A 14648-nucleotide genomic window follows, 5' to 3' on the forward strand; every position below is an offset into this window, starting at 1 on the left:
GCTTCGCGAATCAACGAGCAATCATGTATTTATTGTGTTGCTCGTGTTGCTTCTAAAAGGAATTCGTTAAACTGCGGGTGAAATAATGGCGGAAGCCAGCGAGTTAACACCTTTTGGTAATGCTCTGTTTTATAAACTCTCAGTAAGGCGCTTTCCAATAAAGCAATGTGAGCAACTCCTGCAGGGGTGTTTGTACAGCCAATATACCCGCGACTATAGGTAGGAGCTTCATTCAGTTGAAAAATACTGAGCTCCTTATTAATAAGATGCTTTTGAGCGAGGTACATTTCTTCATCTGGGTAACCGAGCACAATATCAAGGCGTTGCTTATACAGCATCATAATGAGATTTTCTAAGATATCCATTCCAGCTCGGTTGATTATTTGAGTCGATACGGCTTGATTGATTATGGCGTCGAGTTTGTTACCGAATGAACGGTTAGGGGAGACACCTAACGTCAGTTTTTCATCGGTGAGTAATTGCTTTAAAGAAACGTGTGTTTGAGATATTAAATTTAACTTCAGCGCACTTTTTTTCAGCATCATCACTGTTGGTGCCATGCCAAATGTAGATGGTGAGTGAGTAAATGCAATTTTCTTCAGACGTTCTGGAGTTTTATATAAAGATAGAAAACAAAATTGATTATCAGGGTTGCTAAGATCATGAATTAAGCGGCTACCAGGTATGGCTTGGTAGGTAAAATCTACACTTGGGAGCTGCTTTTGTAACAATGCAATCACACCTCGATCTCTACCTAATACTTCGTGATTATCAGTATTAATATAATAAGGCGGAAAATCGACAATTAACCAGTTGATTTGCTCATTGGCCAAGGAAAGAGGTGAGTAGAAGATGTATAAAAGAGGAAAGAACCACTTCATTTTTTCTCCTACGATTGGTCATTAAAGTTAGATACGTGCTCATACCGTTCATTAGCATTACAGACTGGCGAGTTCATCGTAAGTATGGTTTAAAGTTTTCAGTAAGCAAAAAAATGGCGCGATAACCGGCGCCACTTTTCTTTGAAGGAGTTAGGCTAAGAGCTTTTGTGTATGACTTGGCTTAGGTGCTTCGAGTGATATAACGTCATGCTCGATTAATTTAAACTTGTTAATTAACGTTTGTAATGCGTCTGCTTGGCTTTCCACTTGTTCAAAGTTGTTAGCTAAGTTGTTTAAAAGAGATGCGTTTTCTTGTGCTCCGCGATCAACTTTCACTACTGACTGTGTGACCGACGAAACTTGCCCTGATTGCAGTTGCATTGCGCGAGTCACAGAATCTATTACATCCTTCACTTCATGGCTTGATACGGTTATTTGTTTTAAAATACTACCGGATTCGGTCGCGAGTTCAACGCCAAGTTTGACCTTACTGGCTGATTCTTTAATTAACACCGATATTTCTTTTGCAGCCGCTGCAGAGCGTTGAGCGAGGCTTCTCACTTCTGAGGCGACCACAGCGAATCCTCTTCCTTGTTCGCCAGCGCGTGCTGCTTCAACCGCTGCATTGAGGGCCAGTAAATTGGTTTGAAATGCAATCTCATCAATTGTGCTGATAATACTCGACATTTTTCGAGCTGATTGATTGATATCTTGCATTGCATCGACTACTCTAGCAACAACTTGTTCGCCATTGTTTGCAAAGTCATAGGCTTTGACTGATAGGTTCATTGATTGTTCAGTCTGTGTCACTGTGTTGTTTATCGCTTGGCTCATATCACTCATAGCGTTACTGATGGTTTGAAGGTTTTCGACCTGTTGAAATACGCTTTGGTTGATTTCTGTTGTTTCATGAGAAGATTGTTGTGCGCTTTGCGTCACAATATCGGCGGTCTGATGGATATCTTCAATCATGGCAACAAGGTTACTAACTGTTTCATTGATACTCTGTTTTACTGCGTTATATTCGCCATGGCTGTTATATGAAATATTATGAGTCAGGTTGCCTTTTGCAACGGCCTCCATTACTTGTTTTGTTTCACCAAATACAGTTGATAGGGTGTCTGAAGTCGTGTTAACTGCAGAAAAGAGTTTTTCAAAATCACCATCGCTCTGGATATGGATCCGCTTATCAAGTTGACCTATGGCTAGCGCTTGCATCACCTCAGATACGGCATGCACTACTTGATCGCATTGTGCAGCAGCATGATTCACATTGTTTTTTAAATCGAGTAATTGGCCTGTTGCAGCAACCGCTACCTGCTGCTCAAACTCTCCTTTAGCTACTTTTTTCATTACACTAATGATGTCTGAGATCACAGTATTAGTATCGGTTGCAGCTGTGTTTATGCACTCTTTTAGGGTCGCTAAATCGCCATTTGCAGGGACGGTGAGGTGATGGGTAAAGTTTCCTTGTGATAAGGATTGCATAACGATCACTGCATCGGTAATAAACGAGGACGTTGCATTAGCTGAGGTATTGATCGCAACTTTTAATTCAGCAAGCTGCCCATTTGCAGGGCTCTGCACTTGGCTATTAAAGTGGCCATTCTCGATTTCTTTCATCACGCAGATGATGTCAGAAATCACTTTGTCGGTGTCATGAGCTGCACGGTTGATGCAATCTTGTAGCGTTTTTAATTCACCTTTGCATTGTGTATCTAAGCTGACATTGAAATTACCTTGCGAAAGCGACTGCATTACTGTGACCGCTCCAGAAATAACCGTAGAGGTACTGCTGGCTGATTCGTTTATTGCTTGCTTTAAGTGCGCCAGTTGTCCTTTCGCTTCACACGTTATAGATTGGCTGTAATCGCCTTGTTCTATCGCACCCATTACGTTGACTATTTCTTTGATGACGCGTTCAGTATTTGCAACGGACAAATTAATAGCTTCTTTAAAATGCTGTAAGTCACCTTTGCAAGGCAGCTCTACTCTGTGAGTGTATAAACCTTGCTCTACTTGTTGCATTACAAAAGAGCCTTCTTTAATAAATTGCCCGAGTGCTTGCGCGGTTAAATTTACATTTTCTGTCAGACTTGCTAATTGACCTCGGCACTTTATTGTTGTGGTTTTATCGAAATGACCATTGCGCATGGTATTCATTACATCGCTGATTTCATCAATGGCACAATCAATACTGGAGGCTGATGTGTTAATAGTTGATTTTAGAGTATTGAGATCACCATCGACCTCGACGGTGACGCGAGATTTAAACTCACCATCAGCGAGTTTGGACATTGTTTGATTAATATCACCTACAGCACTTTGTAAAGAGCTAAGCATTTCGTTGAGCGCTCTAGTTGCTTGTGCTATCTCATCGTTACCATGCACCGGAGCTCGCATAGAAAACTGCCATTTTTCTTTGAGAGTGAGTAGAAATTCTGATAATTGTTTGATTGGCATCGCGATGCTAGCAGCAAATTTAAAGGCTAAAAGCGCAATTAAACCTGTAGCGACGAATAAACTGATCACAAAAATTATGGTGAGATTATTGACTAAGGTAAAGGCTTCCGACTGGCTTTGCTCGACAATGAGCGCCCATTGAGCGCCTGCAACATGTACATTTTGATACGCGGTAATGACCTCCTGATTTTGATAGTTAATCGTATTTAATACTCCATCATTACCAGCGAGTGCATTACGAATGCTTTCTAAGTTTTCAAGCTTGTTACGTTGTTGAGAAAATGATTGGGACACAGTCATGGTTTGATCAAAAAAACTGTCGGACCTTAATTTCATATCTGTGCCAACCAGATAGGATTCACCCGTTTTTCCTAACCCGTAATCTGAACGCATCACTTGCGTAATTTGATCTAAGGGGAGTTGCAGAATAAGCACCCCAAGAATGGTTGCGTCTTGATAAATAGGGGTCGCAATAAAGCTTGCCGGAGCCGAATATGACGGAGTGTAAGGTTGATAATCAATCATCACGACTTCATCGGGTTGTTTTGTCAGTGCTTGTTTAAAAGCTTGGGCTAATCCACTGGCTTTGTAGGGGCCATTGTTTATATTGGTTGCAAAGTCGATTTCTTTGTACACGCTGTAAATAACATCACTGCTGCGCGCGTCAATTAAAAATAAGTCGTAATAGCCAAAATCACTTACAAAAGTAGAGAAGTCAGGATGGTATTGTTGATGAGCATGTTCATAAAGATTCTGTTGATTGGTTTTTACGAGTTTGTTTTTTTCACCTAAAGGATAAGGGCTGCTGCTAATGTACGTATTTTGTAACTGTTTGGCTTGAGGCGAAAGCGCTAAATAAAGGGCGTTGCTGTCGATTACCTGGTCGGTCTTATTTTGATAAGCAGAGGCAAATGTTTCAGTATAAAACTGCTTGAGTAATGAATCATCAATAAGCTGGGTTTGAGTAAACCCTTCCTTAAAATCAGTAATGGCCTTTTTGATTGAAGACTGATGTGACAGGTTTTTAAGTTGTTGAGTGGCTTGAGTAAAATAGCGTTCGATAGCATTACCTTTTAGGCTTGCTATCGCTGAAAGGTTTTCACCTTTGATGTTGTGTATCGCACTTGTTGAATTATACAGTGCCATAATGGCTAAAAAAATGGCCGGACACACACCGATAAAAATGAGTAAAGAGGTTAGTTTTTTCTGTAATGTCAGCTGATTGAAAAAGTTAAACATGCCAATTCCCTTTCTGTTGAATTCCAATGTGTTCCAAGAGTCAGTATAGGAACAATTAAATACTTGTGTATGAAAAACGTTCAACTTGTTGTTTTATTGTTTATGTTGCGGTGTAAATAGGTTTTGACACCCGTGTTTTACTCAATTGATTTTAAAGTCTTAGCTTTTTAGAGGAAGAGTTGCAGGTAAGTAGAAATGCGCGATGGTGATGGCTTAGGTCATAACATATTTCCTACCTTGGGCCACATTTGCTATAATCGCGCGCTTGTCGCCGAGTGAGTAAATGAGATGTTTAAATTTATTGTTAAATTGCACCCTGAGATCTCGATTAAGAGTCGTTCAGTCCGTAAACGTTTTACTAAATTATTAGAGAATAACGTTAAAATAGTAATGCGCAGAATTGACGAAAAAGTCAAAATTGTAAATAACTACGATAACGTTAGTGTTGTATCAAATAGTGAAGATTTAGCGATAAGAGAAGCATTAATTGACGGGTTAAAACGCATTCCGGGGATTGTGCAATTCATTGAAGTGCAAGAAGTCGCCTTCGAGACGCTCGACGATATCTATCAAGCAACATTAAAGCTCAATTATGAGGTGGTGGCAGGAAAAACCTTCTGTGTACGTTGTAAGCGACAAGGTAAACATGATTTTACCTCTAGCGATGTTGAGCGCTATGTAGGGGGGGGGTTAAATCAAAATGTGCCGGGTGCAAAGGTGAAACTGAAAGCCCCACAAGAAACGGTTAAAATCGAAATTAAAGATCAACGTGCTTACATCATCACACAAACTCATTTTGGTATGGCTGGCTTTCCTTTACCGACGCAAGAAGATGTGATTTCACTGATGTCGGGTGGTTTCGATTCTGGTGTGGCCAGTTATCAAATGATTCGTAAAGGCGCTCGTACACACTTCTTGTTTTTTAATTTAGGTGGTGCAGCGCATGAAATCGGTGTTAAGCAAGCAAGTCACTATATTTGGAAGCAATTTAGCTCAACACATAAAGTGAAATTCATCAGTGTTGATTTTGAACCGGTCGTTGCTGAGATATTAGAGAATATTGAAAACAGCCAAATGGGCGTAGTGCTCAAGCGTATGATGATGCGTGCTGGAAGCATGGTTGCAAAAAAGATGGGTGTCGAAGCGCTGGTTACTGGTGAAAGTTTAGGTCAAGTATCTAGCCAAACGTTGACAAATTTAAGTGTTATTGATCAAGTGACTGATACGTTAATTTTACGACCGCTTATTCAGCATGATAAACAAGAGATTATTAATATTGCCCGCCAAATTGGTACCGCAGAAATGGCGGAAGCGATGCCAGAGTATTGTGGTGTAATCTCTAAAAAGCCAACAGTGAAAGCTAAACTTGAAAAAATTATCGAAGAAGAAACGAAATTTGATTTAGATATCTTAGACACTGTTGTTTATAACGCACGAATTATGGATATTCGTGATATTGAAGTTGAAGCAAAGCAAGAAGTAAAAGAGGCTGAGTCAGTATCTGATTTGCCTTCTGGCGCAGTGGTTGTTGATATTCGCTCTCCGGAAGAAGAAGATGCACATCCGCTCGATCTTGAAGGGATTGAAGTAGTCCATGTTCCATTTTTCCGATTAGCGACTAAGTTTGGCGATTTGCCTCAAGATAAAGAATATTATTTATATTGTGCTAAAGGTGTTATGAGTCAGCTGCAAGCGTTGATTTTACATGAAAATGGTTATGCGAATGTCAAAGTTTATCGTCCATAAGGGCGCTTAAAATCCAACACGTATTTTTGGTGTAAAAATACGTGTTGGGATAATCTGAAATTAATGTAAAAGCGTGCCGTCAGGTGCGTTTTTTTTTGCATTTGAATAATGGTTAATTCGTTTGAGCATCTCCAGGTTGTACGGTGTTTGTATATGGTATTGCTGCCCTAAATGCACAATATAACCACAGATAGCTTCTATTTCAGAAGGATGTCCCGCCGCAATATCACGATTCATAGAGGAAAAATTGTCCGCAGTGTCACGCATCACTTTATAAACCTGATACAGTATTTTATGTAATTCAAGTTTCACCCCTTGAACTCGTGCTAGTTGATAGGCTTCATGAACTAAATTAAATACTTGGCTGGCATAGTGGGGTTGTGTCAACAGACCATTTTTAACTTGATAAATCGCAGAAAGCGGATTAATGGCGACATTGATAATGAGTTTTTGCCATAAGAGTTGCTCAATGTTATCGACTAGGTGCAAATCAGGAATTGCTGCACTCAGGCTTTTAAACACCTTATTTTGATTTGTTTTGGCTGCCGAATTGACTGCGCCTAAGTTACTCACTCCTTTACCTGTATGTATAACATCTTGGCTTGATTGCTTATATGCGGCTTGTGTTGTCGTGAGGAAAAACAGCTGCTGCTGGCCAGTTAATAAAGGGGCTATCAGTTCAATACTGCCCATACCATTATGACTTAAAATAATGATCGCATGTTTGCTTAACCGAGGTTTAATTGCATTAAATGCCTCTAAAACTCCAAATGATTTGGTAGGAATGATGAGGTAATCTATTTCATCAGGGCTATCAAGTTGTTCAAGTTTGGGTGAAAAGGGGGTGTATTGATTATTTCGCCAATAATTAAAATGCTTAAGTGTAGGTGTATCTCTTAAACAGAGTGTCACTGAGTACTGGGTTTGTAAAAAGTAACCATACAATAAACCGATAGCACCTTTTCCTATTATGTGAATTGTAGGATGAATGCTAGGCATCTTTTTTCACATATTTGTGCCAGCAATATGCCGTTGCAAAATAGCTTAGAGCACCCACTGTATCAGCGATAAAATCACCCAAAGATGCTTGGCGGTGGGGAAGGTTATGCTGCATGATCTCAACAATCCCGCCATAACCCGCAAGCACAATGATATACACCCAAATAGGCGCTTTTATTGCATGAGCAAGCAAACCTGCCAAAATGAAAAATATGCCAAAATGTGCAACTTTATCGATATGTGGGAATAACATGACCCCACCTTTGACTTCCTTGGCAAACAAGACTGTAAATGACAATACAGCTATAAAAAACACTAATTGATAAATTCGACGACTCACAATTTGGGCTCTTGATTTTAAATGTGAGCCAGTATATCAAACAAAATGAAGGACGCTGCTGCTTTTTTGTAACTCAATTTGCAATAATCACTTCATGTGTTGTCAGGCTCAATATTCGCATTTCAACGCGACTTGGGTATAATCGCTGCAATATTTTTGAGGAGAAAACTATGCCATCTTTTGACATTGTATCTGAAGTTGAAATGAGTGAAGCGAAAAATGCGGTTGATAACGCTAATCGTGAATTAGAAACGCGTTTTGATTTTCGCGGCGTGGATGCATCAATTGAATTAAATGATAAAGTAATTAAGCTGAAAGCAGAAGCTGACCCACAAGTTATGCAATTATTTGATATCTTAGCAAATAAAATATCAAAACGAGGTCTAGATGTCGCAAGTTTAGAGCTGCAAGATATTACACGCGCAGGTAAAAATGTGATGCGTAATGTTGCACTAAAGCAAGGAATCGAAAAAGATATGGCTAAGAAAATAGTCAAAACGATTAAAGATTCTAAAATTAAAGTGCAAGCCTCTATTCAAGGTGAAGAAGTGCGCGTAACAGGTAAAAAGCGTGATGATTTACAAGAAGCAATGCAGCTTATTCGTACTTCAGAACTAGGCCAGCCGTTCCAGTTTAAAAACTTCCGCGATTAATTCTCAGATCCGAAAAGGCAAGTTAGCTTCGTTAATTTGCCTTTTAGACATCTATACGTCCATTGACATTCGTCCTCAATATCATCACAATACGCGCAAATAGCGACTATCAGCGATCTTTAGGATCCTGATAATTAAGCTGAGCCCTTAATTAAGGTGCTAATCAAGCTTCATTGCAATGAACGCTTTTTAGGATAATCGGGAAGTTGGTGCGCCATAATCCAACACTGCCCCCGCAACGGTGAGCGAGATAAAATAATTTTTTATCCGACAGTCCGGAGACCGGCCTTAATTTCATTTAGTTACTTACAATTTGTGCGGTGGGCACAAGGAGATACCATGTTTTACAAATCAAAAGCTACATTAGCCGTTGCGGCAGCTGTCACCTCTTTTTGGGCAACTTCAACACTTGCCCAAGATACAATCGAAACAATTACAGTAACCAGCAATAAAATTGAACAATCGATTGAAAATGTATTGGCAACCGTGAATGTTATTACCCGTGATGATATAGATAAAGCAAATGCACGAGACTTGCCAACGTTACTTCAAAGTATAGGTGGCATTGATATTGTGCGTAACGGTGGCCAAGGCCAAAACGCAAGCTTATTTATCCGTGGTGCTAGCTCTAGCCACTCTTTAGTTTTGATTGACGGAATACGTGTTGGCTCTGCTTCTTTAGGGTATAAATCGTTATCGACTGTGCCGCTTAACTCGATTGAGCGTGTTGAAATAGTGAAGGGATCTCGAGCGGCTTGGTATGGTTCTGACGCGTTAGCTGGTGTAATTAATATTATTACCCGAACAGGAGATAGCTCGTCAGCTGCCTTTACGAGTGGCGCAGATAATTATACTGATTTGCAATTTTCAGGTGCACTTAACGGCGAAAACTACTCGGTGGTGTTAAATGCAGGTGTTGAAAAAACCGATGGTTTTGATGTGACCACGAATCAAGATTTAGATCGTGATGGGTATGAAAATCAAAATCTGGGTATCAATGCGCGTTTTCAAACAGCAGAGTTCGGTGAGTTCAAGTTCATCACTCAGTATAGTGAAGGTGACGTTGAGTATGATAGCAGTGGCGACGACCTTCAAGAATTCGAAAAATTTCATACTTTATTAGGCTGGACAAAGTCAGTTGGATCTTTTGATCATCAATTACAGTTAAGTCAAAGCAAAGATAAAGAGTTTAATACGATGCAAGTGCCCACTGCATGGCATAAACCAAGTAATTATCAAACGAATCGCGAAGAAGCTAATTATCAGCTTGCAGTTAATATTAATCCAGAATGGGATTTAGCGGGTGGTATTGATTGGAACAATGAAGATTTAAGTGATTCAGTAAATGCGTGGGCAGGCCCAGAACAACCTCAATCAGGCTTTACTGATGAAACTCGTCATAACCTCGGTGTCTATGTTGGTGGGTATTTTGATTCACAAGCATTAAATGTCAATGCGGTTGTCCGTCGTGATGATAACTCTGATTTTGGAGTAAATAATACTTATAATGTTGCCGTTGGATTACCCGTTTCGGATATTGGCATGTTTCGAGCAACACATGGAACAGGCTTTAAAGCGCCAACCTTCAATAATGCCAGTTCAATTTGGGGCACAAACCCAGATCTTCAGCCAGAAGAGTCAACCAATAGTGAACTTGGCTTTAATCTTAATTTAGCACAGGGCCAGTTTGACGTAGCGATATTTAAAAACGATATTGATAACTTGATCCAATGGGTACAAGGACCTGAAAATGTCGCTAAAGCGGTTTTTGAAGGGGTTGAACTGAGTGGCCAGTTTAGCTTATTTGGATTTGATAATAATGCTAATTTTACTTATCTTGATGCCAAAGATGAGCAAACAGGCACACAATTAGTTTTGCGACCTAAGCATGCTGTTAATTGGACTGTGTCAAAACAAATCGATGCTTTATATATTGCGGTTGAAATGCAATATCGCTCAGATCGTTTAAGTTATTACCAAACACCTCTGCAGTCTTATACGGTTTGGAATGTCAGCGCAAATTATAACATTGTTGATAATATCAAGCTTAATGCACGTTTAGAAAATGCATTCGATAAAGAGTATTTTACCAATGTCGCAGGAACAAACTGGCAAACGGGTGAAATCACTTCAAATTACGTGGGTGCAGGTCGTCGACTCTATGTAGGCCTTAATTACAGTTTTTAATCAAATTTGAGTTGTAATAAAGCCCCACCACGTTGATGCGAGGTGGGGCTTTTTAGTTTATGAAAGTCATCTAATCGATTGTTAGTATGAAGTTTATATTTTGGGTTTATTTTTTTTAAACGTTAAATGCCCACCAAGGCGGTATTTGCTTCCAGGTGAGACTAAGCGGGTAAAACTGACAATACCGCTGGATGACCAAGTTCGTCGGATAACTTGTAAGCAAGGTTCTTCATTATAAAGCGCGAGCCAATTACACATTTCGGCATTCGGGCTAATCGCTTCAACTGTGTGCTTCGCTTCGGTTAATGGGGCTGCTTTACATAAATATTCGTGTGGTGTTGTTAGCTCAAAATTTTGTTGTAAGTAATTAGGCGCAAATTCGGGATTGACAAAGCGTTCTTCTATTTGAAGTGGGATTTCATTTTCTAGGTGGACTAACACAGAATGATAGACGAGACTATCGATCTCCACCCCTAAGGCAATTGCGATAGGAGCGATTGCAGAGATTGACTCAAGCGTAATGGGCAAGCAACTGTATTGGCCCCCTCGATCTTTTACTTCATCAGCGATATTTCGAATCTCAAGTAATGACGATTGTGATTTAAAGGCAGCAACAAATGTGCCCAGACCTTGATTTCGGGTTAAAATCCCTGCTTCACACAGTTCAGTAAGTGCTCGACGAGCGGTCATCCGACTGACAGAAAATTGCTCGGCAAATTCATTTTCTGATGGAATTTTTGAATGTTCTTCCCATTGAGCTGACTTAATTTTGCTAATAATATGTTGTTTTATTTGGGCAAATTTAGGTTCCAACATAATAGGATTTCCTGTGTTTAATTGGCGAATTTGCCATATACTTTGAGCATTACAAATAAAGATGACACAGAGATCTTGTATATACAAGGCGTGTTGTTAGACTTGATACAATTAACTTTTACTTTGGATTTTTTACATGCATATTTTCGATCAGGTCATCATTGATGTGAACCTTGCGACTCTCGATACCAATGTTGGCGGTGCTTATGGTGCGATTAAGGATGGCGCAATCGCATTCAAAGATGGAAAAATTGCATGGTTAGGTAAACAGCTAGATTTACCCAAATTTGATGCACTGACAACCCCCGTTTTATCGGCTAAGGGAAAATGGATGACTCCGGGGTTAATTGATTGTCACACTCATTTAGTTTTTGGAGGCTCTAGAGCACAAGAGTTTGAAATGCGGTTGCAAGGTGTCTCTTATCAGGAGATTGCAGCTCAAGGTGGTGGGATAGTTTCGACTGTAAAAGCGACTCGCAGTGCAAGTACCGAAACATTGTTCGTTGCTGCAAATAAACGTTTGCAAACGCTCTTCAAGGAAGGTGTAACCACAGTAGAGATCAAATCAGGCTACGGTTTAGACCTTGAAAACGAAATAAAAATGCTTGAAGTTGCAGAGTTACTTAATCAACATCACCCGATCACTATACAAAAAACATTTTTAGGCGCTCATGCCGTGCCTCCAGAGTATAAAGACCGAGCAGATGAGTATATAGATTATGTCTGTGAGGTCATGTTGCCAGAGGTCGCACAACGTGGCTTAGCTGATGCTGTCGACGCTTTTTGTGAAGGAGTTGGGTTTAGTAATGCACAAACCCGTCGCGTGTTTGAAAAAGCAAAGGCATTGGGTTTACCAGTTAAGCTCCACGCAGAGCAGTTATCAAATTTAGCCGGTGCGCAGCTTGTAGCTGAATTTTCTGGGTTATCAGCCGATCATATTGAATTTTTAGATGAAGCTGGTGTGAAGGCTATGGCGGAAGCGGGAACTGTAGCCGTGTTGTTACCGGGCGCATTTTATGTGTTGAGAGAAACTCAGCTCCCTCCTTTGGCGCTTCTTCAGCAATACCAAGTCCCCATAGCTATTTCGACAGACTTTAATCCCGGCACTTCACCGATTTGCTCATTAAAACTGATGATGAATATGGCTTGTACTTTGTTTCGCATGACGCCAGAGCAAGCACTTGAAGGGGTGACAAAGCATGCTGCCAAAGCACTTGGTTTGAATGATCGAGGTGTTATAAAAGTTGGCATGACTGCCGATTTAGCGTTGTGGGATATTGAGCATCCAGCAGAGTTAGCTTATCAATTTGGGGTGAATCCTTTGGTTGAATTGTGGATAGAAGGGCAAACAATGGTAATTCATTAATTGTCTATTCATAATGGGTTAACTTTGTTGATTGTAATATTGCTCTTTTTGTATCGCTTAATTTGAACGTTTATACCGTGAGTTAGCTATTGAACTAGCAAAATTAGTTAATACGTGCAACTTAGCTTAAATGGGAAGGAACATGGGTATTTTGAGGTGGTTCACTTTGACAGCGTTAAGTCTCTTTACAGTAGATTTATCGGCCAGTGAACAGTTAAATGTATTTAATCCGACCAGCTTTATTGCGGGCATGTTACTGATTTCTTGGTTGTTATGTACGCAGCTGAATCAGGGGTTAATTACACGCATCTTAAATATTGCGGCTGGAGTCACTTCTCTGGCTTTTTTAAGTTTCCATAAAGTTGAGCTCATTGCTTTACCTATATTAGCTATTGTTGCTGAGTTAGTTTTTCAGTTAAAAGATAATCGGCGTTATAGCCAAAGTGCAGTTGCGGGGTATGTCGCGTTAGGTTGTTTCTTGTTGATTATTATCGGGGTCGCATGGTTCTCATTTAGTATTGATTATTTGGCTCTTGGCCCCATCGCGTTCTTCTTATTACAATGTTTGTTAATTGATTTAAGTATTGAAAAAGGACAGTTAAACTGTGCCGATGAAAACTTGGTGGAGCAATCTGTTCCAACTATAACTGTGCCTGATAGGGCGATATTTAAACACAGCTTAATGGCACAATCGCGTAAAGAAAAATGCCAGCTTGTATTATTTAAGTTTGATGGATTCAGTGAAATTAACCATAAACTCGGCCATGAATTTGGTGATTTGTTGATAGTTCAACTTATTTCACGTATTAAAACCACTTTGAGTGATGACTCTCTTTTATCGTTGGATCAACAAAATGACTTTAGATTTGCGCGTCTCAATAGCGTAGAGTTTGCTTTTATAGTCAAAGATTTATCTCAGCAATATCGTTATCAGCAGCTCATTAACGAGTTAGCGCGCATTACAAGTCAGCCTGTCGTTATTAAAGGCTGTCCCCTCAATACAGAGTTAAAAGCAGCGATGGTCCCTGTTGAATGTTCCTCTGAATCTGTTGATGTGGAGAAAATTATTAAACATGCCTATTTGGCACTTGAGATGGCGGTGAAGCAACAAGACATCTTAGTGGATTATCAGGCAGATATGTCACAAGTACGAGAAGCTCAACTAGAAAAAATTATGCGTTTGGCTAATGCTAATTTTAATGATGAATTTCAGTTGTATTTTCACCCGGTCATTGATTTAAAAACGAATAAAGTCTTATTTATTGAATTATTATTACGATGGCAACACCCAGACAAGGGCTTACTTGATGCCGCTGCGTTTGTGAACGAAATACGCATGGCAGGGTTGTCTTATGAAGTTACACGTTGGGTCTTAGAAAAAGCCGCTGAAATTTCTTTAATGCTAAAAATAGAAAACTTACAGGTACCTGTTAGTGTTAATTTATTTGGCCCTGAGTTGTTTCAGGATGAAATGGTTGAGTATTTGGCACAGCTAATTGAGATTCATCATTTAAACCCAAAGAATTTAATTATCGAGTGTCCTGCAGGAGTTTTGCTTGATTTAGAAGACAAGGGAGCCGCGATATTAAAAAGGCTTAAAAATCTAGGCACTCCGGTTTGCTTAGATGATCTGGGTGTAAGTCCGTTGTTGTTAACTCAGTTACCAAAATTAACACTGCAATATGTTAAACTTGATGATGCTTTAATTGCTGAATTTAGCCAAAATACGAACTCACGCAACCTTTTGCGTGGCATTATAAGTATGTGCAACAATTTAGACACGCAGGTGATAGCTGAAGGTGTAGCTTCAAATGTCTTACTCGAGTTTGTAGAGACATTGGAGTGCGATGGTGCTCAGGGGTATTTATTTACACGACCTTTAAGTGTGGTGGGTATCACTGCTTGGTTAAATCAGTGGCAGCACAAGCTTGATGCGGATCAGTTGCCGTATTAAGGAT

At 39.9% G+C, this 14648-nt stretch carries 10 protein-coding genes and 1 riboswitch; of the genes, 5 read left to right on the forward strand and 5 right to left on the reverse strand.

What is annotated here, in order from left to right:
• Nucleotides 1-29: 29 nt before the first annotated feature.
• Nucleotides 30-881 (reverse strand): transporter substrate-binding domain-containing protein, encoded by an 852-nt coding sequence (locus AC3KVK_RS02310; RefSeq protein WP_490311045.1) that lies wholly within the window; start codon nt 879-881, stop codon nt 30-32.
• Nucleotides 882-1031: 150 nt separating this feature from the next.
• Nucleotides 1032-4583, reverse strand: a complete 3552-nt coding sequence (locus tag AC3KVK_RS02315) for a methyl-accepting chemotaxis protein (RefSeq protein ID WP_490311044.1) — start codon at nt 4581-4583, stop codon at nt 1032-1034.
• Between the two features lie 288 nt (nt 4584-4871).
• On the opposite strand from AC3KVK_RS02315, the gene thiI reads away from it, so the two are divergent.
• Nucleotides 4872-6329: a tRNA uracil 4-sulfurtransferase ThiI gene (thiI, locus tag AC3KVK_RS02320; protein WP_490311043.1), complete on the forward strand. Its 1458-nt coding sequence runs from the start codon at nt 4872-4874 to the stop codon at nt 6327-6329.
• Nucleotides 6330-6389: 60 nt separating this feature from the next.
• On the opposite strand, the gene AC3KVK_RS02325 is transcribed toward thiI, so the two are convergent.
• Both AC3KVK_RS02325 and AC3KVK_RS02330 read right to left on the reverse strand, forming a co-directional pair.
• Complete coding sequence (locus AC3KVK_RS02325) at nt 6390-7328, reverse strand: ketopantoate reductase family protein (protein ID WP_490311042.1); 939 nt, start codon at nt 7326-7328, stop codon at nt 6390-6392.
• Nucleotides 7321-7668: a VanZ family protein gene (locus AC3KVK_RS02330; protein WP_490311041.1), complete on the reverse strand. Its 348-nt coding sequence runs from the start codon at nt 7666-7668 to the stop codon at nt 7321-7323. The genes AC3KVK_RS02325 and AC3KVK_RS02330 overlap by 8 nt, the downstream gene beginning before the upstream one ends.
• A gap of 170 nt (nt 7669-7838) precedes the next feature.
• Here AC3KVK_RS02330 and AC3KVK_RS02335 point away from each other — a divergent pair, with 170 nt between their 5' ends.
• Nucleotides 7839-8321, forward strand: a complete 483-nt coding sequence (locus AC3KVK_RS02335; RefSeq protein ID WP_490311040.1) for a YajQ family cyclic di-GMP-binding protein — start codon at nt 7839-7841, stop codon at nt 8319-8321.
• Between the two features lie 137 nt (nt 8322-8458).
• A riboswitch (cobalamin riboswitch) is annotated at nt 8459-8626 on the forward strand.
• Between the two features lie 34 nt (nt 8627-8660).
• The gene (locus AC3KVK_RS02340; protein WP_490311039.1) at nt 8661-10508 is read left to right on the forward strand and encodes a TonB-dependent receptor domain-containing protein; all 1848 of its coding nucleotides are present in this window, start codon (nt 8661-8663) and stop codon (nt 10506-10508) included.
• Between the two features lie 93 nt (nt 10509-10601).
• Here AC3KVK_RS02340 and hutC read toward each other — a convergent pair whose 3' ends face one another.
• On the reverse strand, nt 10602-11324 hold the full coding sequence (hutC, locus tag AC3KVK_RS02345; protein WP_490311038.1) for a histidine utilization transcriptional repressor HutC: 723 nt from the start codon (nt 11322-11324) through the stop codon (nt 10602-10604).
• Between the two features lie 136 nt (nt 11325-11460).
• Here hutC and hutI point away from each other — a divergent pair, with 136 nt between their 5' ends.
• Nucleotides 11461-12690 carry an imidazolonepropionase gene (gene hutI / locus AC3KVK_RS02350; protein WP_490311037.1) on the forward strand — a complete coding sequence of 410 codons (1230 nt, stop codon included), beginning with the start codon at nt 11461-11463 and terminating at the stop codon, nt 12688-12690.
• Between the two features lie 166 nt (nt 12691-12856).
• The gene (locus AC3KVK_RS02355; RefSeq protein WP_518526924.1) at nt 12857-14644 is read left to right on the forward strand and encodes an EAL domain-containing protein; all 1788 of its coding nucleotides are present in this window, start codon (nt 12857-12859) and stop codon (nt 14642-14644) included.
• The last annotated feature ends 4 nt before the right edge of the window (nt 14645-14648 follow it).

The organism is Pseudoalteromonas sp. J2K-J979 (genome assembly GCF_058169715.2).

What these genes read in the sequence shown, in the direction of transcription:
- AC3KVK_RS02310 (WP_490311045.1), bottom strand. Translation starts at nt 881, where the DNA reads ATGAAGTGGTTCTTTCCTCTTTTATACATCTTCTACTCACCTCTTTCC.
- AC3KVK_RS02315 (WP_490311044.1), bottom strand. Translation starts at nt 4,583, where the DNA reads ATGTTTAACTTTTTCAATCAGCTGACATTACAGAAAAAACTAACCTCT.
- thiI (WP_490311043.1), top strand. Translation starts at nt 4,872, where the DNA reads ATGTTTAAATTTATTGTTAAATTGCACCCTGAGATCTCGATTAAGAGT.
- AC3KVK_RS02325 (WP_490311042.1), bottom strand. Translation starts at nt 7,328, where the DNA reads ATGCCTAGCATTCATCCTACAATTCACATAATAGGAAAAGGTGCTATC.
- AC3KVK_RS02335 (WP_490311040.1), top strand. Translation starts at nt 7,839, where the DNA reads ATGCCATCTTTTGACATTGTATCTGAAGTTGAAATGAGTGAAGCGAAA.
- AC3KVK_RS02340 (WP_490311039.1), top strand. Translation starts at nt 8,661, where the DNA reads ATGTTTTACAAATCAAAAGCTACATTAGCCGTTGCGGCAGCTGTCACC.
- hutC (WP_490311038.1), bottom strand. Translation starts at nt 11,324, where the DNA reads ATGTTGGAACCTAAATTTGCCCAAATAAAACAACATATTATTAGCAAA.
- hutI (WP_490311037.1), top strand. Translation starts at nt 11,461, where the DNA reads ATGCATATTTTCGATCAGGTCATCATTGATGTGAACCTTGCGACTCTC.